Below are 22,699 nucleotides of genomic sequence, written 5' to 3' on the forward strand. Positions count from 1 at the left end.
CGAGTCCATCTTAGCAGGAAACTTAACCACTGAGATTTTCCACAGGTCCCGAATCTCAATTCATGTCAATCCCCATCTACACATGAAAAGCTTTTCCTTATATGAATTTTTCAAGTAGAGATAGACTTTTCTAGTCAAGTTTGAACTTCACGAAAAGGAGTTCCGTACAAGCTGTTTGGGATTTACAAACCAGCCTAGTGGGTCTCGCCAAACTCAGAACCGGCGAATTAGTGCAAGGCGTGCAGTGGAAAGCCTGTTTTCAACTTCGTAGTACGCGGCCCTTTTGGGAGTTTCGGGTCCGCAGCAGCGATTATTTGCGGATCGGTTAACAAGATGTGTGCTCTCCCCGAAATCCATATACAAACCTTCAAACCGAAGCGTCCAGGCATCTGACAGCGCAGCTTCGAGGCCGGCTCCAGCCGCCCAGCCCACCTCAGTTGAATCTTTGCTGAAAGAATCATCGGGATCCACCATGGAACCCGATTCATTGGAGTCGATATCGGTTACCGAATTGCTGATTCCGGCAAAAGCCAGTCCGCCGGTGACAAATACCGTTATGCGGCCAACTGCCTGTTCAACTCCCCCGCGCGCAGTAACGATCCATGAAAATTCTGATTCGGCAGTTTCGTCAAGACCTTCAGGATCAAGCTTGTCAGTTGACGCCGATACATTAGTCAGCGTACCGTCAAGCTCGCCTCTCAGGGTAAACCCGCCGACATCGAATTTCCCCCCTACAAGAACCCCACCGACAAAGCCCGTATCGTCGTAATCTGAAACAGAACCCGGGTTGCCCCAGTCAGCAAAACCGTCAATGTCAACGATCCGGTTTTTCATAAAACCGGCACCCATAAAAACCCCGGCGTAATTGCCAAAGCTTGCAAACTCAATTTCACTCTGCGCAGCGCCATCCACGATTTCGCTTGGTGCGAGATCTTCCGGCACGACACCCGAAAAACCGGTATCTGGAATGATCAGACAAGCGAGCAGAAAAACTGCCAAACTACCTGCCAGAAGTTTTGCTCCGTCGTTTTCTCCCAGCGCAAGACCTACAAAGAAATCAATAATCTTTTTCATATGAGTTCCTCTAGGTAATTCAGCATCTTCGGTATGTTGCCGGGCATGTTTCCGCCCGCCTGAGCCATTTCACCGCCCCCGCCTCCCTTTCCGCCGACAATTCCGGCAAGCTCGCTCACTAATTTTCCGGCGTGATACCTGCCGACAATATCTTTCGTAATGCCCACAAGAATAAAAACCTGTCCTCCTCTCTCCGCCACAAGCAAAGCAACTCCATTGCTCATTCTCCCCTTCAGGTAATCCCAAAGAGAGCGTAGTTCCGCCGGTTTTGAAACGGAGACCTTGACCCGAAGAAGATTTATTCCCCCCACGTTCTCAATCTTGTCAATTAACCCTGTGGCCGTTTCAGAAATGGTTTTTGCCCTGAAAGATTCGATTTCCGCTTGAAGTCGTGCGTTTTCGTCAACCACGCCCGCAAGCCTAGAGAGAAGTTCGGAAGTGGGAGCGTTAAGTGCGGAAGAAAATTTGTTCAGTATATTCTCTTGACCTTTCATGTAATTCCACGCCGCCTGGCCGCTTACGGCCTCTATCCTCCTAACCCCCGCAGAAGACGCGCTCTCGGACACTATTTTCATCATTCCTATCTCACCCGAGGCCCGCACATGGGTTCCGCCGCAAAGCTCCTTGCTGTAATCCCCTATGGTTACCACTCTTACCCTGTCGCCGTATTTCTCTTCGAATATCGCAGTGGCACCGTCCTTTATGGCTTCGTCGTATGAGACATCTTCTTTAGTCACGACCGCATCGTCACGTCTTATTCTCTCATTAATAATCTGCTCTATGGAATCAAGTTCTTTTCTTTCAATCGAGGAATAGTGGCTGAAGTCAAATCTGAGCCTGTCTGGTCCGACGAACGATCCCGCCTGGTTCACGTGGGTGCCGAGAATTTCTTTTAAAACGGCATGAAGCACATGGGTTGAGGTGTGGTGAGCCATAACCCCCTGTCTGAACACTGGGTCAACCTCCATACGCACTCCTTCGCCCACCCGCACTTCTCCCCTTTCCACAAGAACATTGTGGAAGAAAAGCGTGGGAGTGAGCTTTTTCGTATCGAGGACTTTCGCCTGAAACCCCTGCCCAGCAATCTCGCCCCTGTCCCCCGTCTGTCCGCCCGACTCTCCGTAAAAAGGGGTGACGTCAGTCAATATCTGGGCTTCCTGACCCTCCTGGGCAGTCTGGGATATCTCTCCGCGACTTATTATTCCCGTAATCACGCTATCGGATGAGAGTGTCTTGTAACCGACAAACTCAGTAGTCGTCTCTCCGGCAAGCTCAAGTAAAAGAGACGCAAGATCGGTTTCACCTCCGCCTCCGCGGGCCTTTCTTGACTTGGTTCTCTGCTTCTCCATCTCTTTCTCAAAACCCTGCAGGTCAATCTCTATACCCTCATTTCTGGTTATGTCCTCCGTGAGGTCAACCGGAAACCCGTAGGTATCATAGAGACTGAAAACCACCTTGCCGGAAAGCTTTTTCTTTTTCCCAAGCTTTGAGATTTCCTGATTAAGGAGTTCAAGCCCCCTGTCCACCGTCTCAAGGAATCTCTCCTCTTCGCTTTTCACCACCTGGGACACGAAATCCCCTTTTTCCCTGATCTCAGGATAGGCCTCTCCCATTATCCCCTCAACCGCGGGCAGAACCCTGTAGACAAAAGGTTCGTCTATCCCCAGAAACTTCGAGTGGCGGACCGCTCTTCTGAGTATTCTCCTTAAAACGTATCCCCTGCCCTCGTTTGACGGGAATACTCCGTCTGAGATAAGAAAGGCAAGCGCTCTTGAGTGGTCCGCTATAACCCTCATCGCCACTTCCGTTGAGCGGTCGGCGGAGTATTCTTTCCCGGAAAGCTCCTCTATACGGTTTATGACGCCTCTTAAAAGATCGGTCTCATAGTTGCTCGGCACTCCCTGAAGAACCGCCGTAAGTCTTTCAAGCCCGAGCCCCGTGTCAATGCTGGGACGAGGAAGGGGCGTCATCTCGCCTTTCTCGTCTCTCTCAAACTGCATGAACACGAGATTCCAGAGTTCGAGATAACGATCGCACTCGCACCCGACCGCGCATCTAGGCTTCCCGCACCCGAACGACTCCCCTTGGTCTATCAGTATCTCGGAACACGGACCGCAAGGACCCGTATCTCCCATTGACCAGAAATTGTCCTTCTCCCCCATTCTGACTATCTTTTTCTTGGGAACGCCGATGTTCTTGTTCCAGATATCAAACGCCTCGTCGTCGTCTTGATAAACGGTGACCCAGAGTTTTTTCTTTGGCAGCCCGTAAACGTTGGTAATAAGATCCCATCCGTAGCTGATGGCTCCCTCCTTGAAGTAATCCCCGAAAGAGAAATTCCCCAGCATTTCGAAAAAAGTATGGTGTCTCGCCGTATACCCTACGTTGTCAAGATCGTTGTGCTTTCCCCCGGCCCTGAGACACTTCTGGGAGGAAACCGCCCTTTCAAAATCCCTGGTCTCAGCTCCCGTGAAAACATTTTTGAACTGAACCATCCCGGCGTTGGTAAAAAGAAGAGTCGGGTCGTTCTCCGGTATGAGAGTCGAACTGCGGACCGGTTCATGGCCTCTTTCGGAGAAATACTCTATGAACTCTCTTCTAACGTCGTATCCTTTCATCTGATAAACCCCCGCACACGCAAACGGCAAACTGCGATTGACTGCGAAGCCCGTTGTTCAGTCCGGATGAGAAAATATAACAGGAATGGTAGAAAACTGAATTGAAGCAAAAGCGGGAAACAAGCAAGAACGTTACTTTCCGGTCCGCCGCAATGCTTCTTCCTCGACCCCAGTAACGGAGTAGCAGAGTTCGCCCTGAACCTTCTCGCGCCTTACCTCGAGATAATCACTTGCGCTTTCGCGGAAATCCGTGGTAACAAATATGCTCCAGGCCCTAGCCCCATCGCAAAGAGTCTTGGCTTCATCCACAAAGGGCTTTGCTTGCGTGAAGACGTCCGATTCCTCCGGCACCGCTAGATCAGCCGAGGCAACGCCCATTTTAAGCTTTAGATCCGACCGGCCTGGTATTCTCTGCCCATTGACAACGCCGGCGAAAAGCTGCATTGTCTCAACTGCGCAGCATACGCAGCTGAGTTCCGCCGCGGGACCTGCATCGGGGTCGGAGTTTGTGAAAAAGGCTACAACCTCATCGCGGAGTATGGCTTCTACTTTCCCCCCGAAGGCACTTATGCTGGTTGAAACGGATTTTCTGTAATCAGCCGTAAGGGAGTTGACGCTAGACGGCGAAATATCTTCAATCAGGTTCTCAAAATCCGCAATCTTTATGACGAGGACGCTGATATCCGTTTTCTCTCCCTCGGAATCTTCAGAGACGGCAACAGGAGAAGATGGCTCTTCAGGTTCCGTATCCTCTTCGTCAGAAACATGGACGATTTCCACAACACCATCGTCAAAGAAATCTTCCGAGGTCTCGGGCGGAGCCTGAAACGAAACTTCGGGCGGAATCTCGGACGGTTTTTCCTGGCTTAGGATTATTTTCGGGCGAAAATCCGCCTGCATCTCAACGGAACCTTCAGCGTCCAGATCTTCTGACTCTCCAAGACCTCCACGTACGGCCGAATCGCCCTCGAGTGAAGAGGTCATTTCGTTAAATTCGCGGCAGAGCCGCTGAACCCCGGCTCCCGCAATAAGCGAAGATCGCCCGTCTAGACGAACCGAGTAATCTCCACTGGCAACGGAACTCAGAGCGTCTGAGAATTCCCTCAAGAACCTAAATGCCCGATCGCTTACAAAACGTATCAAGGAGGTAAAGACAACCGCCAGCAGGGAACCGAAGATCAGGCTCCAGAGCAGGGCGTCAAAGGAGAATTTCTTGCCGATGGAGCTTCTCAGTCCCACAAGTACGGTTTTTCCCTCAGGTCCCCTGAGCGTGAGCTTTTGAAAACCCTCGTCATCCTGAAAGCCGAAGCTTTTCTCAAGCACCCCGTTATGGTCAAGTAGTCTTACGTACCCTACATCGTTTCTGGTATCGAGGACGCTCCTCGCGCGGTCGGCGAAAAACTCCTCCTCGCCGAACACTTCTTCCATCTCAGCAACCCTGAGATCGGCGTATCTCTCCGGAAAATAGAAATACTGGAATACGAAGACCGCCAAGCACGAGAGTATGAGACAGAAAAGAAATACGGGGAAAAATGGAACGAGATTGAAAGATTTTTTCCGGTTTTTCAAAGGACTCAAGATAAATTTCCGTTTAACTTATCCAGAAAAACAACATGCCGGTAAAAGTGTTGCAGTAATTATAATAGGAGAAAAACAAAAAAACTAGTTTTGCGGGGAATCGCTCAGGCGGGGACTACGGAAACCTTGGTTCTGCCTTTTCCGGATTTCTGGAATTTCACAACTCCGTCAGCCATCGCGAATATCGTGTAATCCTTTCCAAGCCCCACGTTCAAACCGGGCTTGATGCTGGTACCACGCTGCCTTACTATTATGTTCCCCTTGACAACCGGCTGGCCTCCGAATTTTTTTACGCCAAGCCTTCTGCCTATGGAATCCCTTCCGTTTTTGGAACTTCCGCCACCTTTTTTGGTTGACATTCTTATCCGCCTCCGCGAATCAAGCGCTTATGCCTGTAATCTCAACGCTGGTCAGGTTCTGGCGATGGCCCGCCTTCTTCCTGTACCCCTTCCTTCTTTTGAACTTGAAAACTACTATTTTCTCGCCCTTTTTCTGCCTTACTATTTTACCCTCAACTCTGGCACTTTCAACAAGAGGGCTGCCGACTTTAACTTCCTCTCCGTCAGCGGACACGAGTAGGACTTCCTCAAAATTAACCTCTTCGCCTGGTTCGCCGGAAATTTTCTCTATATCAATAATGTCACCCGGCTTGACTATGTACTGCTTTCCGCCGGTTTTTATAACAGCGTGCATAAGATCCTCCGCACTTTATGGAAGCACTATTTTGCCTGTTATAAAATTCTTTTGTCAAATACCACCCTGAAAATCCCATGTCTTAAGGCTGGTGTAACGGGACCCCTGAGGTCCGAGTTCGCTTCGTACAAGCCCGATCCTAGTAATGGAAAACTCCGTTGCGTCCACTGGAGGAATCTTTCTGATTCCCCGAAAATCTCCCTTGATCCTGCCTATGGTCACGTGAGGGGTGAACTTTCTTTTTTCCCTCTCGAACCCGTTTTGCAAGACCGCTTGCTGCACTCCGTCAAAAAGAGCTTGGAACCGCTCGCTTCTCACAAGGCACAAGGCCAGCACTCTAGGATTTCTCGGGCCTGGAAACAGACGGAGACCGTCAAACCCCGACTCGACGCATCCAGAACCGCTAACCGCGGAACCGATATCCGTTGATATTCCCACAAGACGCGATTCTTCCACATCGCCCAGGAATCTAAGGGTTACGTGAAATTTCTCCTTGGGCTCCCACCTTACTCCTCGGACAAGATCCCGAAACGAATTCACGTAGCGAAAAAGCGCGTCTTTTGTTTCCTCGGGAAGAAAAGCCGCGATAAAAAGTCTCAAGAGCAAGGTCCTCCCCGCCCGCTATTTCACGCACCAGGTGGAAAACGAATCGTTTTCGCCGCGGGAAAGCGGACGCTTGTTCTCTCCGTTTAAATACATAATATGTATCTGTCTCTTCCCCAGTCTCTTTGAGGAAAAAGTGATGTAGTGGCCGTCGGGAGACCAGGAGGGATGCTCGTTTCTCCCAGAAGAGGTAAGCCTCTGTTCCCCCCGGCCGTCAGGTCCTATGGCGTGGATATCGGCCTTGGATTTTCTTACTTTGACAAACGCTATACGGTTAACCGAAGCATTCGGAGACCATACGGGATCGGTGTTATAGCCGCTCGAGGTAATTCTTACGGCACGGCCTCCCTGCGAACTTATCACGTATATGTTCGGAGTCCCTGCCCGATCCGACACAAAAGCAATCTTTCCGCCGTCGGGAGACCAAGTGGGCGAGAGATCTATGGCGGGAGAGCTGGTAAGCCGCTTCAGTATTTCTCCTGAAGACGAAGCTATGTATATGTCTCCGTTACGGCTAAACGCCACGCGAGTGCCGTCAGGAGACCAGCGCGGAGAATTGTCAAGATGGATGCCTCGGGTTATTCTCTGGCCCTCAGCGGGAAGACGGGTGGCCTTGAAGTTAAGAAGATAGACGTCATGGTCCCAGCTTCTGTCGGAAGTAAAAACCAGACTGTTTCCGTCGCGTGAACAGTCAGGAGAGAGAACCGAAGATCCGTGGTTGGTCAGTCTTTTCCTGTTGTGTCCGTCGTAATCCATTATGAAGAGATCCTTTCCCTGCCCCCTTCCGCTGACAAACACGATCTCGGATTCAAAAAACCCCTCAAGACCCGTAAGTTCCTTCATAAGCTCGCCTGCAAACCTGTGCACCACGTTTCTTATGTGGCGCGGAGACGTCGCGTATCTTCTTCTCATGCGCTCCCGCATTGAGGGCACGTCATAAACTATGAGTTCGTAGAGGACCTCCCGGGACGAAACATCGAAATTTCCGCTCACCAAGTACTTGGTTTTCTGCGCAGCTAAATACTCGAAATCTATGTCTTCAAAAGAGGAGGAAAACAGTATGTTCACCGTGCGGACGTCGAAAAGCGCGGCGTTTGTAAGATCATTTTTGAGGACATCGGTAAAATTTTTCCCGTAAGTGCTTAACTCCCCTTTAGCTTTAAGCACGGCAACAGCAAGGGGAATTTTTTTTATCGGAGAGGCCACCGGCGGGAGCAGTATCTGCGCGGTCGCAAGGCAGGGCAAAAACAAGAGAGTAAGGAAAACCGCAAGCGCTGATCTCATTTTTTTCTCTTTCCAAGCCCCGAGGCTGAAGACTAGGTAACGGTCCCGCAGCGAAAATATATCCTGAGATAAACCTTCAGTCACTCAGTTCAACATTCCAGTAGGACATATCGACAAAGCTCAGGAAAGGCTCCCACTCCTCATACCTCACGGTCCTGAAATGGAGGTTGGAAAAAATACTAGCAGCGGGCTTTACGGGTTTGGTAAGCAGTTTCATGTTCGCCTGCTCGGGAGTCTTTCCTCCCTTTTTCCTGTTGCACTTAACGCAACAGCAAACCACATTGTCCCAAGTGCTTCTTCCACCCATAGACCTCGGAACAACATGGTCAATGGTAAGGTCGCTTTTCGAAAAACCCTTCGCGCAGTACTGGCATTTATCCCCGTCCCTTCTGAAGATGTTTATTCTGTTGAACTTAGGCTGTTTTCTGTGATACCCATCGTACCTCACGAGAATTATCACCCTAGGAACCTTTATGACGCTGGTAACGGTCCTTACGCAGTCGTCGGCATCGACCGAACGGATATCCTTCCACGAATCGAAATCAAACGTCTCGTACTCCCTGTTTACAGCCTTCGCGGCCCCGCCGTAAAGAAGAATAAAAGCTCTTTTCAGGCTGGTTACCGAAACAGGGATGAAAAACCTGTTTAAAACCAGTACCGGTGACTGAAGCATATTAGCCGACTAATTTACCGGCTTGGTAAGGTTATTCAAGAACGGTCCGGCACTTTTATTTTCCTTAACTGTTGGTTAAAATTCCCATCGCCCAGCCAAAATGCAATCACGACTGCATCCCGTTCGTCTTTACTAAGCAAGCATGCACTTTGAGGAGAATGTTCAAGAGGAAGTCCCTTAACATGGAAATGAAAACCAACCTGCTGATCCAGATAATCCTCTGCATAGCACTTTTTCTGTCCATATTTCTTCTCGTAAGGTCAAACTCCGAAGCGGAAAAAGAACTGGAATCTAGAAAAGATAAAGAATAGATGTTTCCCGAGCTTCTCAGAATAGGCGATTTTCATATTACATCCTTCGGGGCGATGGTCGCCGTCTCTTTTCTTGTCGCTTTCTGGGTTTCCGGGATGGAATTTGAGAGGAAAGGAATATCCAGACGACTTCATGAACACATTTTTCTCGCCTCTATCCTTGGAGGCATATTGGGTGCCAAGTTCCTTTTCCTGATCGAGAATGTTCCCTTAAGCGATCTTCTTTCCTACCCCAAGCATTATCTGCTTCTACGGGGTGGCCTTACTTTCTACGGGGGGCTTTTTTTGGCTCTCTTTGCAGCTTTCGTAGTAACAAAAAAGCACAAGGAAAGCTTCTGGAAGGTTCTTGACGCCACCGCCCCGGCGCTCGCAATAGCCTACGCGACGGGAAGGGTCGGCTGTCTTCTAGTTGGAGACGATTACGGAATCCCCTCCACACTTCCCTGGGCTATGCCGTTTCCTAAGGGTTCCCCCCCAACACTTGAAGCGGTTCATCCGACTCAGATTTATGAAACGATAGTAATGTCGCTTGTGTTCGTAGCGCTGTGGAAAATTAGGAAGAAAGAAAGACCCATCGGGTGGCTTGCGAGCATATACCTTGTGCTCGCAGGTCTTGAAAGATTCTCAGTCGAGTTCATAAGAAATACCACTGAGAGCCCTATATCCGGCTTGTCGGTAGCGCAAATAATGGCATTTTTTCTGATTCTTATCGGAGTGCTTAAATATATGTCCATTCGCAAACGCGGTGAGTCATCTTGAACTCGTAATTTCGCCGCTACACATGAGAAGAATCCGGATAACCAAGCCGACCGGGAGCCAGATCTTGGCCGCCGGGTCGGGAATACTTTTTTCCGTATCCCTTTTTTCAAGCGCGTTAGGCATACTGGGCTGGATATGCTTTGTCCCGCTGCTCGTGGCACTTCAGGGAAAAAGTGCCTCTCGGTCCCTCCGACTGGGCATGATATCCGGGACATCCATGAATCTCGTCTCGCTCTACTGGCTTGTAGGAACCCTGACCAGATTCGGGGAAATACCTCTGCTCGCGAGCATCGCGGCCGTATTTATTTTCTGCGTCTACTCATCGCTTCAGTTCGGAATTTTCACCTGGTATATCTCAAGACTTGGACTCTGCCGTGGGAAAAGCGTCGCAAACGCACTTATGATCTCCTTTGCATGGGTGGTTGCGGAATTTTTCTTCCCGGTTCTTTTCCCCTACGGAATAGGAGTCTCCCAAAGCTACTATCCGACGGTAATACAAGTGGTTGATACGCTTGGGGTGAACTTTCTCGGGTTTTTGATGTTTTTTGCAAACGTATCAGTTTTCTACCTCTTAGACGATATGCAGCAAAGAAGAAAACCGGTGTTCGCTCCCCCGGTAATCTCGATCGCCGTAATTGCAATTGTGCTCGGCTACGGAACTTTCAGAATAGACGAAATAGAGGAGCTTCTTGAGACAGAACCCCGGGTGGAAATCGCAATGGTTCAGGCAAATTTTGATTACGCGGAAAAAAACCTCGACAACGAGCCGATTATAACGGAAAAACACAGGGAGATGTCGCGGGAGTTCACGGAGGTGGATATTGTGATCTGGCCGGAAACATCGGTTCAGCACTGGTTCCCCAAAGAAGAGTCTGTGTACAGAATAGATTACCAAAGAAATGTAGTGCCGACGGGACACACAGCACACTTCCTTATAGGGGGACTCTCCTTTATCCAAGACCCTGCCCTCCTCGAAGACGGCTGGGACGAGGAGGATCACAGAAAATACAACACGGCTTTTTTAGTTGATCCCCAAAGCAATATCCTTGGGCAATACAGCAAGACCCGGCTTTTTCTACTGGGCGAATATTTCCCCTGGATAAATGAGGAACTAAAGTTCTTGAAAAGGGTCTTTCCTATGATCGGTGATCTCACCCCTGGAGAGGGGCCCAAGGTGCTTGAGGTTCCCGGAAAGAACTTAAGAATAGGACCCCTTATATGTTATGAGGACATAATGGCCGAACTCTCGAGAAACTACGTGAAAACGGGAGCCAACCTGCTCGTGAATCTTACAAACGATGCGTGGTTCGGAAGGAGCGTAGCTCCCCACCAGCACTTGCTTCTTTCAATTCCAAGGGCGGTTGAAACACGCCGCTACCTAGTGAGATCAACAAACAGCGGTATAAGCGCGATAGTATCTCCGACCGGGGAGATCGAGGCCCGCACGGATATATTCACCACGGAGAATCTGAAGGGAGAAGTGGTTCTGATCGATTCGCTTGAAACTCTCTACACGAGGGTGGGGGATATATTCGCGTGGGTAGCATTGGCCATGACCGCGCTTTTCGCCGCGAAGAAATACCTAGGAAGAAAATATGCTGACTAGGGCCCTGATGAGACTGTCGTTTTCCTCTCTGGTTCCGACCGTGATCCTGAGACAGTCGGCAAGCCTCCCCCCCTCTCCAAAGCAACGGACTAGAATGTCGTTTTTAACAAGCTCTGTGAAAAGAAAATCCGCGTCCGGAACCTTGATCAGAAAGAAATTTGCATCGGTCGGATAGACCAAAATGGCGTCAATCTGCTCGAGCGCGTCGCGAAGTCTTTCTCTTTCGCTCAATATAAGGTCTATCTTCCGTTCGATAACCTCGGGATTCTCAAGCGCAAAGGACATTACAAGCTGGCTAAGAGAATTTATGTTGTAGGGAAGACGCGCCTTGTTTACCTCGCCCACGATCTGCGGCCGCGCAAAGAGCATTCCCAGTCTGGCCCCCGCAAATCCTATTTTGGACATTGTTCTCAGTACCAGCAGATTCTCATATTTCTTTATATGGGGAATATAGCTTTTTTTCGAAAAATCGCAGTAGGCCTCGTCGACAACCACCGCGCCCGCGCTTGCCTCCAAGATCTCAAGCACTTTTTCCTCTGAAAAAGAGTTCCCCGTAGGGTTATTCGGAGTCGCTAGAAAAACGATGTCAGGATCCTCCGCGCGGATCATCTCCAGAGTCGGCTCGAGGTCTATATCAAAGTTCTCATCAAGCGCAACCTCCGTTACCCGTTTGCCCAAGACAAGCGAGGTGATTCTGTACATCGAAAAAGTCGGAGACGGTACGAGCACGCGACCGCTTTTGCCTCCGAATACCTCGACGATCATCTGGATGATCTCGTCTGAACCGTTTCCAAGCGATATACCGTCTGTGGGAAAGTCCAAAGTGCGGGAAAGAGACGTTCTCACGCCTAGAGCCTCAGGATCCGGATAACGGTTCACGGGAAGTTCCGCCAGCCGCTCGGAGAGCAGAATCTTCTCCTCACCCTCGAGGTCATAGGGACTTTCGTTCCCGTCAAGCTTCACCGAGCACTCCACCCTCGGCACAGAGTAAGGAGATATTGACCTTACGTTCTCAGGAATCCTGCTTTTAATTGAACTTGAGTCAGACACCTGCATCTCCTGGTTTGGGTCGTAGTATGAACATTACTCAGGAATTCTCAATACGTCTTTTTACCGAAAACGCGTGGCCCGAAAGCCCCTCGGCGTGGGCAAGGTTCATAACGGCCCCACCGAGAGACGAAAAACCTTTTCTCGACATCGATATGGTGCTCGGCATTCTCAGAAAATCATAAACGCTCAGGGGAGAGGAAAACCTCGCCGCTCCTCCCGTGGGAAGCACGTGGCTCGGACCCGATACGTAATCGCCGAAGGGCTCGGTGGAAAGAGACCCCAAAAACACCGCTCCTGCGTGCTTTATGCCTTTCAGAAGAGATTTAGGGGCACGCACGCAGAGTTCAAGATGCTCGGGGGCAACCGCGTTTGAAAGCGCCACCGCCTGCTCCATATCCTCGGTCACGTAGATTCTTCCGTTGTTCGAGACCGCGGCGCCCGCAATCTCCTTTCTGTCAAGTTCCTCCAGCTGCAAAAGCAGTTCCTTTTTTACTTCCTTAGCGTAATCGTGGCTTGTGGTAGCAAGAATCGGGATTGACATCTCGTCATGCTCGGCTTGGGCAAGCAGATCCGAGGCCACCCATTTTGCCGGACACGAACCGTCGGCGATAATCAAAACCTCGGTCGGACCCGCCAGCATGTCAATATCACAGAAACCGTAAACCAGTTTTTTAGCTATCGTAACGTAGATGTTCCCAGGACCCACTACCTTATCCACCTTGGGGATGCTCCTAGTCCCAAATGCTATGGCCGCTATTGCATGCGCCCCACCTATTTTGTAGACATTGCTCACCCCGGCAATTTCGCATGCCACAAGAACCTCGGGATTCACTCGTTCCCCAGAACACGGCGTGACAACACTTATTTCGCTTGCTCCCGCGACTCGCGCCGGTATGGCGGTCATAAGCACGGTTGAAGGATATGAGGCCTTTCCGCCGGGAACATATATTCCCACCTTCTCGATAGGTCTTATCAGCCAGCCGAGTTCGTTTCCGAGAGTGTCCTTGTAGGTTTTGGGCTTCGGAAGCTTTTTTCTCTGGTAGGAACGAATCCGCGAGGCTGCCTTTTTAAGGTCTCTTACAATGCCCGGCGCAACAGCCCTTGCGGCCTCTTTGAACTCGCGGTCGGAAACCCTCACGTTTTTTGCGTTTACCCGAGCCCGGTCAAATTTTTTCGCGTAGCGGAAAAGAGCAGAGTCTCCATGCTTGCGGACATCCTCTACAATCCTCTCCGTCTGCGAGACAAGCTCCGGGTCAAAATGGGAAGCTGATTTTTCTATCTCTCTGGATCTTCTTTCCAGGTTCTTTGAATTGATCCTTATAAGTTTCATGGCAGTAACCGCATTTTTCCCTTAAAAAACCGGGACTGAATTTATCCCGTTTGCTAAGATGCGCGAACTCAGTTCCCCGAATCGATTCCTTCTCCAAAGCCGCTTTCAATCAAACGGGAGACTTCCTCCATGGCAAGCTCCGAATCTTCTCCCTCTATGGTAACGGCAACTTCCGTACCGCAGATGGCGGCAAGGGACAAAACGCCCAGTATGCTCTTTCCGTCTATCTCGAAGCTATCCTTCCTTATCATTATACTGGAACTGAACCTGCTGGTCAGGGCAACCAGAACTGCGGCCGCTCTGGCATGAAGACCCAACTGGTTTTTTATTACGAAGTTTCTCTCAAGCGGTTTTTGCGACAATTCACCGTTCCTCCACAGGGCGGAACAAAGAAAGATCAGCCTTTGAGTTTACCCGTAAATTTTCATCATAATTCACGCTGAGACTGTAGTTCGCGGTTTCAAACAGCAGTTTTCTCGGGAAATAGGTATTCCGGGCAATCCGTGTCAGAAGGGAGAATTCAATTTTAGCCTTCTGTCCGCCGACAAGCTCACCCTTAACTCTTGTTATGAAGTTTCTCCGGGAATCAACCGTTACCTCAACGGGCGTCCTTTCCGAGAACACGAAAATTATTTCCCCTTCTTTTTTTCCCACCCGTGCAGAATAATCTTTCTGGGGAATGACAAACGGAGACCCCCCGAGCAAGAAGTTTACAACTTCCTCAATGCCCAGTTGGGGCGGAAGTCCCGGATAAAGATAGGAAAGTCTGAAATCCTCTGTGTTCTCAAAAACCAACTCTTCCCAGTTGGTTTTCATTCTCACACTTTCTCCATCAGAAACTATCTTCGCGAGCATCTCGCCGAAAGGAGCGAAAACAGCAACTGTCAAAAACTCCGGGCGGACAACCGTGGCCACCTGATCGAAAACGATTTTCCCTTCTGGGGACTTTATCGACACCCTAGCCCTGGCTTTTACTGAAGCAAAGCCCTGCTGGGTCTGTATCGCCTGCGTCAATACGGAGTAGATATCCGGATGCCCGGCAACTATCGGCGGGAGTTTTCCAGCGCAGGAAAAAAGGAGAAAAACAAGAGGAACAAGAACGTAGCTATGCCTCATCGCGTCCGAATCCCCTTAGCTTCTCTTTTAGCCTCGTGCGGATTTTTTTATCTTCAGTTGTAAAAAGTTTCTGCGAATTCAAAAGCTCGAGGGCCTTTGTGTAATTTTCCTGCGCAAGTTCCCTTTTGCCGAGTTTTTCATACGCATCGCCCACATGCTCCAAAATGGTCGGATCGGGAGGAGGTATCTCCGAAGCGCGAAGCAGATATTCAAGGGCTTTGGCGAAATCCCCCCTCTGATAATAAACCCACCCGAGACTGTCTATTATGTAGCCCCGTCCGGGAGCAAGCTCAAGAGCTCTGTTTATAAGCTCCTCGGCGTAATCCAGTTTCTCTCCGCGCTCGGCGTATGTGTACCCTATAAAATTCATCGCGTCGAAATTATCCGGATTCCTGCTCATTATATCCTCCATTACCGAAAGCGCTTCCAGTATACGGTCGCCGTAGTAATAGGAAACGGCAAGCGCGTAGAGAATGGATTCGTCGTCGGGGTGCTTTTCAAGGTATCTGCCATATAGAGAGAGCGAATCTTCCTGTCTTCCCTGCCTTCCGTAAAGCTCTCCCAGAGAATTCACGGCCTTGGCGTTATACGGATCTTTTTCGTAAAGTCCTTCCAGTATCTCGACCGCTTTCTGTGCAGAACCCTCAAGTTCGTGTATGTAGGCTCCGTGAACGACCGCGTCCACGTAAAGTGGAGAGCTGTGGGGTATTGAATCGAGAAGCTTCCTTGATTGAGAATACCGTTCAAGCTTGGTGTTGGCGACGGCGGAGTAGTATTTTGCCTCGAAATGGGCAGGCAATCTTTTGAGAACCTCCCCCAGTTTTCCGATCGCTTCCTCGTAACTGCCGCTTTCAAGGTACAAGAGACCTGTTCTGAACTTGATCTCGGGATTGTCCGGATCCGCGGCCTCGGCACTTCGGTACTGCTCGATGGCCTGTTTGAACATGCGGTGGCGGTAAAGCATGTTCCCGTAGGAAATGAAGACATCGCGGAAAGGAGAAAATTTCCTGATCGCAGACTCGTACTGAGCTATCGCCTCTTCGATCCTTTTTGCCTTCTCAAGGGTTTCAACGAGTCCCACAAATGCGGGGTAGTACGTCCGCTGAATTTCAAGCGCCCTTTTGTAGTGCTTTACGGCGACGTCGAGATCATCTCTTCTGACCGCGATACTCCCTAGGTAGAAGTGGCCCATGACATCGGTCGGACTTATTGAAAGGCTTTTTTCAGCGTATTGTTCTGCATTTTCAAGATTGCCGGAATACAGTTCACTTGCGCAAAGAAGCAGATAGGTCTCCTTATCTTCAGGATCGATTTCGGCCGCCTTAAGCAGAAACTTCTTCCCCCTCTTCTTCATGGCTTCGTCAGGGGATGCAAGGTAGATACGGGCAAGATCCCTGTAGGCAGGAGAATTTGACGGATCAAAAACGATAGACTGTGTGAACTTGGCGACGGCCTTCTCGCGCACGTTAAGGGCCATGTAAATCAAGCCGAGGCGATATTTTATTTCGGAAGATCGGGGATCAATCTGCTCCGCCTTCTCAAGGTTTTCTACCGCGCGCGGCAGATCTCCTTCCTCGAGAAAAAACATCGAGAGTGCAAAATAATAATAGGCGTTTGTCTGGTCTCCGCTCTCAAGACTCCGTTGGGAGTCAATGGAGAGCCCCGCACCTGCGCAGGAAAGGCAAAAAAACAGAAAGAAAAGAAGAAAAAGTTTTTTCTCAGGAAATTTCTTCAAGCCACACACCCAAGCACATATCAATCCTCGGTTCCGAAACCCTGGTGCGTATCAGTCACGAAAGGAAAACCCGCCGGGATACCACCGGGCAGAATCTTTTCAAACAGAATAACAAAAATGGATCAAAATACACAGCAAAGGGAAACAACACTGACTGCTTCTGCCCAGCAAGCTGGTCAGTCAATAGCTATTGTCTTTCGAGCCGTTGTATCCAGCCACGCTTCGCAAGGATCTCGGCAAACTCCTCGATTCCCGTTGCGCGCTCCAGATCAGTTCGTTCCACTTCACCTCCATGTTCGACAAAGAAGTGGAGTTCTGAAAAAATACAGCCGGACGGACAATCGCCCCATGCCCTGCGAAACACCACGTACCATTTCCCATCCGACCACAGCGCTTCAATATCGGAACTATCTCCCAACACAGAAACAGGTCTGGCGTAAATGACTCCTTCTATTTTCTCATATGATGCGCCCGCGGAGTAGATGTGCTCGCGCGGGTCAAACCTGATCTCTACCGCATGCACATATTTCAAAGGAAAAATTTCCACGCCTCGCAGACCGACCGCAGCATTGAGAGCATCAAACTCCGGGTGTCCAGTGCAAAAAAGAGCGGAAACACCATCCTCTTCAGGCAAACTGAGGGACACTGCCTTAAACAAAGACGGTTCCAAACGCAGAATCAACGTCCCGGGTTCCCATCTTGGACGCGCATTCACCTTGACCATCTCCGGCCATGTAGAACGTATTATCCCCAGGACCCGCGCTATCTCGTCGGTCAGACCGTCTCCAGAAAAACCCGGAATTCCTAAGACGCGACGGGCCAGAATCACAGGATCAGTCTCGCTAGTCCGTCCAAGACTTCCGCGAGTGACAACTGGGGCCTTGTCGCCGCACACATCAGGTGAAATAACAGCAGACGGTGATACCGGTGAACCCGCGAAGCATGCCGTCATCAACATCGACAAAACAGCAATTATTGAGATCCTGACCATTGATATCCAAAACCTCTGAACAGATACAGAGTATATACTTTTTCAAGCCGCTAAATTATACGTTTTTTCTCAACTGCGGGGAACCTTTTGCTCACACCCGTGTTGAAAGCGGCTTAAGGAACACTGCACGCGGAATTGACTTTGCCTCCGCTATTAGCTTTATTAATTTTCTCTATGAGTTCGCTTGAAAATATCTACGCGAAGGTCTTTGAAGGTAAGCGTATATCGACCGACGAAGCCGCCCTGCTTCTCGGAAAGGCTGACCTGCTCCAGCTAGGTTCCCTGGCTGATATAGTAAGGAAGAGATTTAATCCGGAAAACATAGTGACCTTCGTTGCGGATACAAACCCCAACTACACGAACGTCTGCGACACGGAGTGTCTTTTCTGCGCCTTCTGGAGACCTCCGGGCGCCTATGATGCTTACACCCTGAGCGTCGACAAGGTAATTGAAATAATGCGCACCTCGTACCACAACGGCGCCACTACCGTCCTTCTGCAGGGAGGCCATAACCCGGAACTCAAACTCGACTACTACATCGAAATCGTAAAAAGGGCCAGGAAGGAAATACCAGACCTTCATCTCCACGCCTTCTCCGCCCCTGAGATAGCCGCCATTGCCAAGTATGAAGACCTTGACACCAAGTATGTGCTGCAAAGCCTTTGGGACGCGGGTCTAAGAACAATACCGGGAGGAGGAGCTGAGGTACTCTCCAACAGGGCAAGAAGAGCAATAAGTCCTCTCAAGATAGACGCCGACGAGTGGATGAAGATCACCAGGGAAGCTCACCTGACGGGCTTTAAGACAACCGCGACTATGATGTTCGGTCATCTCGAGCAGGATGAGGACATAATAGAACATCTCTCGAGGATAAGAGAGCTTCAAGATGAGACGGGGAATTTCCTAGCGTTTATCCCGTGGACGTTTAAACCGAAAAACACCTTGCTCGAGAAAAGAATAAAGGACGAGGTCGGCGGGGAAAGATACCTGAGGGTTCTATCGGTGTGCAGGATATTTCTCGATAACTTCAAGCACGTCCAAGGCTCGTGGTTTACCCAAGGAAAGAAAATGGGCTCAATGTCCATGCACTACGGCGCAAGTGATCTCGGCGGGACTCTTTACGATGAAAACGTCTTGGGATGCGCCGAGAACAAGATTCGCTCAACCGTGGATGAACTGGTTCACATGATAAAAAGCGCCGGGTTTATCCCCGCGCAGAGAAATACCTATTACGAAATTCTGGAGCGGTTCTAGAGGCAAGCCCCACCTCTGTATCGGTGACCTCAGGCTTCACCCTGCTTCTCCACTCCCAAAGTGAGCAGCCCGCTCATTGATTTCCCCTGCCCCCGGGACCATTCAGCACGCCTCCCCAATAACATGTCCGGACATATCCTTTTCCGATACAGTTCTCGCCAGTACCAAAATTGTAGTAATATCCCGTCCGGCTATCGTAACTCCAGGGGTTATAATTGCTGTCGTAACCCCTCATATCCCCATCCGGTTCGATAGTCGCATTCCAGTACGAACCCGTTTTCGTATCAAAGCCGTGAACGGTTGTCTTACCCCTAGAATCCGTATTCCAATAGTAGCTGTTTCCCGAATACCAATCGTAGCCCGTCCCGCTCTGTGCATAAACAGGCAACGAAAACGCGGTCACTAAAATCAGCAATAACAGCGAAAATCTCATTTTGCTAAAATAACAGGTTTTCAGCGCACCAGCAAAAAAGCGAACCGGAAAAAAAACCACATCTAAAAACGGCCGGAAACAACCGCCATCATTGGTCATTAACGGCTATTATCCAACTGTTTCCCGCAAAATCCACGCCGCAGACAACCTCCGATCTTTGGGAGAAGACATAGTCGAAAAACTCAAGCGCACTGCTTGTATGCACAGGAACCCCGAGATACTCTCCAAGATCCGCCGAGGCTATGCCCGAACACTCAAGGGCACAAAGCTCGAAATCAACAGCCCTCTCTCGATCGATCTTCTGGTTGACGCGTGAGAAAAAAGCGCTTACAAGCGAAGTTTCGGAAGCAATTTCCATCCGGACATCAAAGCAACCGCCGAAAAGAAAGAAAATCTCAGCGAAGACCTCATCTATAGAATCCAGGTAAAACTCCCTTGCCTCCAGTTTTGTATCCATTTTCACGCACAAAACTCGGAGAATTCTTCTGCCCTTTGTCTTATGGACCGATAGTCGTCTCCCCCGCTCAGAAGCGCGGTGGAGACTCCTGCAAGCGCGGCTCCCGACGCAAGGTAATCCCCGATGTTGTCTGTGGTAATTCCCCCGGTGACCATGATATCCATGAATCCGAGAGGCTCCTTTATGGCCTTTATGTAACCCGGACCGAAGCTCGAAGCGGGGAACACCTTTACAAAGTCCGCTCCGATGCTGCGGGCGTTAACCATCTCCGAGGATGTAAAGGCGCCTGAGATAACCGTGATGCCGTTTTTGCGGCAATACTCGATTATCTCGGGATCCGTGTGCGGAGAGACTATGAAACGGGCCCCGCAGCCGGACATCCGCTCGGCAGAGCCGCGATCAAGAACCGTACCTGCCCCGACGCATATTCCGTCCTCTGAGGCAAGTTCCCCAAGAAGTCTCTCCGAACCGGGAGAGATAGATATGATTTCTATGATTCTTATTCCGCCGTCAACGCATGCCCTTGCAAATTCAAGAGATTTTTCGTAACTCGTGGACCTTATAACGGCTACGACCCTGTTTTTTTTCATAAACTCAATCACAGTTCTCTCCATGACGCGCGGTTTGAGACTTGAACACTTTTAAGGTACATTGAGATTGGATTGTTTTAATTTTCTTCAAGGAACGGAGCATGAAGAATCCGGAACTCAGGACCGAAAACAAGATATCGCAATTCATAAAAAGAAGCAAAGAACTGGGGCTTAAGGTAACTCCCCAGAGAATAGCGATATACAGGGAACTTGCGGGGAGCATGCAGCACCCGAGTACCGAAATGATCTACAAGAACATAAAGGACTACTACCCGAACATATCCCTTACCACCGTGTACAGAACGCTTGAAACATTTGAGAAGATGGGACTCATATCCGTAGTGAACACTCTGTATCACGCCGCAAGGTACGACGCCAACATGGAACCTCACCACCACGTCGTATGCGTTAAATGTAAAAAAATAGAAGACCTCTACGACGATTCCATAGCTTATTCGAAACTCGACCCGCAAATAGACAATTACAAAATTCTCGGATACTCGGTGCTTTTCAGCGGAATCTGCGAGGAATGCAAAACCCTCAACAACTGACCGGAACCCAGCCGTTTCTCGCGAGGCCGCCTAAAAGAGCGGAAAAATGAAAATCCCCCAGGGCTTTGAAAAAGCCATAAACTTCAGTCTTCTGGACTCCATATTCTCAAGAAGGTCGCGTCGCTTCGGCCTCGGCATGGAAATTCCCGAAGGAAACCTCGCTTACAGTTCCGCTCACGATCCCGTTCCTCTTTCCGAACTCGAAGAGGCATTCCTGATCTGGGCGGGCACGGGAACCACGGGTCTTTCCCTTGGGGATCTTCCAAGAACCGGCATATCGTGGCTTTTCCAGTGGACGGGAAGAAGCTGGCCGTGCTCCTGTAACTCCCACTCGACCGAGCTTTTCTACACAAACGACGAAGGAGTCTACATGGTACGGCTTTTTGACCTAATGCCCCCCGACACCTCCATCTTCATGTCACTTGACAGGGAAAAACAGCTTGAAAAAATACTTGAGCTTTTCAGGGCAAGCAGAATTACCCTTGAGAACCAAAGAGCAGACCTTCCGAAAGGAGAACCCGGCCTTTTTGACTTTAACGCCTGGAATACCAACAAGCCGGGAACGACCTTCTTCATCCCGGTAACAAACACCACCGTTGAGTATATGGTGCTTCTGTTCATATACTTCGGAGCCAAATACGGCTTTAACATCATCGACGAGCTAAACGGGGGAAGGTCGTGCGGTCTTGATAAGTGGATAGAGAAAGGCTACATAAGAAACGACGTCAGGCTTTCACTGTTTGATTTGGAACTAAGGGTGCTGACAACGCTTAACGTGGAGCAGGCATTCATAAGCCAGAACATGAATCTCGCGCTGCAGGCCCTGGGTCTCGGGGGCTGGACTTTTACGGGGCTGCTTCCCCATTACGCACTCGGGGTCGACCCTTCCCACAAGGGACTTGGATTCCGGTTCGTCCAGCCGGAGGAAAGCATCAGGAGCACAAACCCACCTTATCCCGTCGGAAGAGACGGAGTTTTCGAATCCCTCTGCCCTCCCTACGTGGCGGACATGGGCGAAGCGGTCGACAGGTTTCTCAAAGTAAGAGGGGGGTTCTGGAAGGAGGACAATCCGTTTCCCTACAGAGATCCCGCGTCTATTCTGCAGGATGAATACCACCCTTCTGAAATCAGGATACAGATAGTAAAGGATTTCTGCACCTACGTGTACGAGAACTACGGCAGATTCCCGGCTTTTCTAGACCCTATGTTCGTGCGGCTGGTGTTCCAAGCCCACCATCTCGATCTTGAATTCTACGACAAGTATTTCGAGAAAGATTCATACCACGACCTGCACAGGGAACACTTCAGACTCTGGCATCCGGAGATGGAGAATCCTTTCGGAAAATAAGCCTGGTCGACAATTCGGCGGTCTCCGCTCAGGATTTCGCCCTTTCGAGATAGTTTCCGTTCCTGGTATCGACCTTTATCATATCCCCGATATTAATGAAAAGAGGGACGGCCACCACCGCTCCGGTTTCTATGGTCGCAGGTTTGGTAGTGCTTGAGACCGTATCCCCCTTAACTCCAGGTTCGGTGTGAGTAACCTCGAAGACAACGGCGGTTGGAAGTTCCACGCCTATGAGCTCTCCTTCATGCATCTGCACCGTGACTTCCTGCTGCTCCTTAAGAAATTTCACCGTATCACCTATTATGTCCGCACTGAAAGGAAACTGGTCAAAAGTCTCGGAATCCATGAAGTAAAACATCGTATCGTCCCTGTAGAGATACTGCATAGTCCTTCTCTGGATGTCGGGAACGTTAAATGTGTCTCCCGCACGGAATTTCATTTCCCGCACGGCCCCCGTGGCGATATTTTTAAGCCTCGCGGTAACTATCGGGCTTCTCTGCGCCATTTTCGAATGCTTGTACTCGACTATCTCCCAGATGGCCCCCTCGGTCTCGATCTTCATGCCCTTGTGAAAGCGACTCGTGTCAACAACAGCCATTTCGGATTTACCTCTCCTTTATGAGTTTGCAAAAAGTAATCTTTTCT

General features: G+C 49.9%; 23 protein-coding genes. 5 read left to right on the forward strand and 18 right to left on the reverse strand.

The features are described 5' to 3' along the window. Nucleotides 1-213: 213 nt before the first annotated feature. The 8 genes from F4X55_05455 to F4X55_05490 form a co-directional block, all read right to left on the reverse strand. Nucleotides 214-1,074: an outer membrane beta-barrel protein gene (locus tag F4X55_05455; protein MYC40440.1), complete on the reverse strand. Its 861-nt coding sequence runs from the start codon at nt 1,072-1,074 to the stop codon at nt 214-216. Beyond that, entirely contained in the window at nt 1,071-3,692 is a 2,622-nt protein-coding gene (gene alaS / locus F4X55_05460) for an alanine--tRNA ligase (protein ID MYC40441.1), read from the reverse strand. The genes F4X55_05455 and alaS overlap by 4 nt, the downstream gene beginning before the upstream one ends. 132 nt (nt 3,693-3,824) lie before the next feature. Continuing rightward, nucleotides 3,825-5,270 carry a hypothetical protein gene (locus F4X55_05465; protein ID MYC40442.1) on the reverse strand — a complete coding sequence of 482 codons (1,446 nt, stop codon included), beginning with the start codon at nt 5,268-5,270 and terminating at the stop codon, nt 3,825-3,827. 104 nt (nt 5,271-5,374) lie between these two features. Further along, nucleotides 5,375-5,629 (reverse strand): 50S ribosomal protein L27, encoded by a 255-nt coding sequence (locus tag F4X55_05470; protein ID MYC40443.1) that lies wholly within the window; start codon nt 5,627-5,629, stop codon nt 5,375-5,377. Between the two features lie 19 nt (nt 5,630-5,648). Further along, nucleotides 5,649-5,963: a 50S ribosomal protein L21 gene (gene rplU, locus F4X55_05475; protein ID MYC40444.1), complete on the reverse strand. Its 315-nt coding sequence runs from the start codon at nt 5,961-5,963 to the stop codon at nt 5,649-5,651. A 54-nt stretch (nt 5,964-6,017) separates the two neighbouring features. After that, nucleotides 6,018-6,569, reverse strand: coding sequence for an RNA 2',3'-cyclic phosphodiesterase (thpR, locus tag F4X55_05480; GenBank protein ID MYC40445.1), 552 nt, complete (start codon nt 6,567-6,569; stop codon nt 6,018-6,020). A 15-nt stretch (nt 6,570-6,584) separates the two neighbouring features. Continuing rightward, on the reverse strand, nt 6,585-7,850 hold the full coding sequence (locus F4X55_05485) for a hypothetical protein (protein ID MYC40446.1): 1,266 nt from the start codon (nt 7,848-7,850) through the stop codon (nt 6,585-6,587). Between the two features lie 76 nt (nt 7,851-7,926). Continuing rightward, entirely contained in the window at nt 7,927-8,523 is a 597-nt protein-coding gene (locus tag F4X55_05490; GenBank protein ID MYC40447.1) for an HNH endonuclease, read from the reverse strand. Between the two features lie 311 nt (nt 8,524-8,834). Here F4X55_05490 and F4X55_05495 point away from each other — a divergent pair, with 311 nt between their 5' ends. Together F4X55_05495 and lnt are read left to right on the forward strand one after the other, a co-directional pair. Then, nucleotides 8,835-9,593 carry a prolipoprotein diacylglyceryl transferase gene (locus tag F4X55_05495; GenBank protein ID MYC40448.1) on the forward strand — a complete coding sequence of 253 codons (759 nt, stop codon included), beginning with the start codon at nt 8,835-8,837 and terminating at the stop codon, nt 9,591-9,593. Then, nucleotides 9,580-11,199, forward strand: coding sequence for an apolipoprotein N-acyltransferase (lnt, locus tag F4X55_05500; GenBank protein MYC40449.1), 1,620 nt, complete (start codon nt 9,580-9,582; stop codon nt 11,197-11,199). Before F4X55_05495 ends, lnt begins: the two co-directional genes overlap by 14 nt. On the opposite strand, the gene hisC is transcribed toward lnt, so the two are convergent. From hisC to F4X55_05530, 6 genes are all read right to left on the reverse strand, one after another. Then, a complete protein-coding gene (gene hisC / locus F4X55_05505; protein ID MYC40450.1) occupies nt 11,176-12,255 on the reverse strand; it encodes a histidinol-phosphate transaminase in 1,080 nt (359 codons plus the stop codon). The genes lnt and hisC overlap by 24 nt on opposite strands. Before the next feature lie 31 nt (nt 12,256-12,286). Beyond that, the gene (hisD, locus tag F4X55_05510; GenBank protein ID MYC40451.1) at nt 12,287-13,579 is read right to left on the reverse strand and encodes a histidinol dehydrogenase; all 1,293 of its coding nucleotides are present in this window, start codon (nt 13,577-13,579) and stop codon (nt 12,287-12,289) included. A 68-nt stretch (nt 13,580-13,647) separates the two neighbouring features. After that, on the reverse strand, nt 13,648-13,941 hold the full coding sequence (locus tag F4X55_05515) for an HPr family phosphocarrier protein (GenBank protein ID MYC40452.1): 294 nt from the start codon (nt 13,939-13,941) through the stop codon (nt 13,648-13,650). A 1-nt stretch (nt 13,942) separates the two neighbouring features. Next, nucleotides 13,943-14,695, reverse strand: coding sequence for a hypothetical protein (locus tag F4X55_05520; GenBank protein ID MYC40453.1), 753 nt, complete (start codon nt 14,693-14,695; stop codon nt 13,943-13,945). Continuing rightward, nucleotides 14,685-16,430, reverse strand: coding sequence for a tetratricopeptide repeat protein (locus tag F4X55_05525; GenBank protein ID MYC40454.1), 1,746 nt, complete (start codon nt 16,428-16,430; stop codon nt 14,685-14,687). Before F4X55_05525 ends, F4X55_05520 begins: the two co-directional genes overlap by 11 nt. Nucleotides 16,431-16,617: 187 nt before the next feature. Beyond that, nucleotides 16,618-17,421 (reverse strand): hypothetical protein, encoded by an 804-nt coding sequence (locus tag F4X55_05530; GenBank protein MYC40455.1) that lies wholly within the window; start codon nt 17,419-17,421, stop codon nt 16,618-16,620. Nucleotides 17,422-17,595: 174 nt separating this feature from the next. Between F4X55_05530 and mqnC the strand changes: the two genes are divergently transcribed. Beyond that, nucleotides 17,596-18,675, forward strand: a complete 1,080-nt coding sequence (gene mqnC / locus F4X55_05535) for a dehypoxanthine futalosine cyclase (GenBank protein ID MYC40456.1) — start codon at nt 17,596-17,598, stop codon at nt 18,673-18,675. A gap of 73 nt (nt 18,676-18,748) precedes the next feature. On the opposite strand, the gene F4X55_05540 is transcribed toward mqnC, so the two are convergent. Genes F4X55_05540 through F4X55_05550 form a run of 3 tightly spaced genes read right to left on the reverse strand, consistent with a single transcriptional unit; the run spans nt 18,749 to nt 20,179 of the window. Beyond that, a complete protein-coding gene (locus F4X55_05540) occupies nt 18,749-19,207 on the reverse strand; it encodes a hypothetical protein (protein MYC40457.1) in 459 nt (152 codons plus the stop codon). Then, nucleotides 19,197-19,565 (reverse strand): hypothetical protein, encoded by a 369-nt coding sequence (locus F4X55_05545; protein ID MYC40458.1) that lies wholly within the window; start codon nt 19,563-19,565, stop codon nt 19,197-19,199. Before F4X55_05545 ends, F4X55_05540 begins: the two co-directional genes overlap by 11 nt. A 2-nt stretch (nt 19,566-19,567) precedes the next feature. After that, the gene (locus F4X55_05550) at nt 19,568-20,179 is read right to left on the reverse strand and encodes a bifunctional 4-hydroxy-2-oxoglutarate aldolase/2-dehydro-3-deoxy-phosphogluconate aldolase (protein ID MYC40459.1); all 612 of its coding nucleotides are present in this window, start codon (nt 20,177-20,179) and stop codon (nt 19,568-19,570) included. 77 nt (nt 20,180-20,256) lie between these two features. Here F4X55_05550 and F4X55_05555 point away from each other — a divergent pair, with 77 nt between their 5' ends. Both F4X55_05555 and F4X55_05560 read left to right on the forward strand, forming a co-directional pair. Beyond that, entirely contained in the window at nt 20,257-20,706 is a 450-nt protein-coding gene (locus F4X55_05555; protein ID MYC40460.1) for a transcriptional repressor, read from the forward strand. Between the two features lie 46 nt (nt 20,707-20,752). After that, nucleotides 20,753-22,054 (forward strand): hypothetical protein, encoded by a 1,302-nt coding sequence (locus tag F4X55_05560; protein ID MYC40461.1) that lies wholly within the window; start codon nt 20,753-20,755, stop codon nt 22,052-22,054. A gap of 28 nt (nt 22,055-22,082) precedes the next feature. Here F4X55_05560 and efp read toward each other — a convergent pair whose 3' ends face one another. Next, complete coding sequence (efp, locus tag F4X55_05565) at nt 22,083-22,652, reverse strand: elongation factor P (protein MYC40462.1); 570 nt, start codon at nt 22,650-22,652, stop codon at nt 22,083-22,085. Between the last annotated feature and the right edge of the window lie 47 nt (nt 22,653-22,699).

It is taken from the genome of Candidatus Dadabacteria bacterium (assembly GCA_009840385.1).
GTDB classification, from domain to species: Bacteria; Desulfobacterota_D; UBA1144; order Nemesobacterales; family Nemesobacteraceae; genus Nemesobacter; species Nemesobacter australis.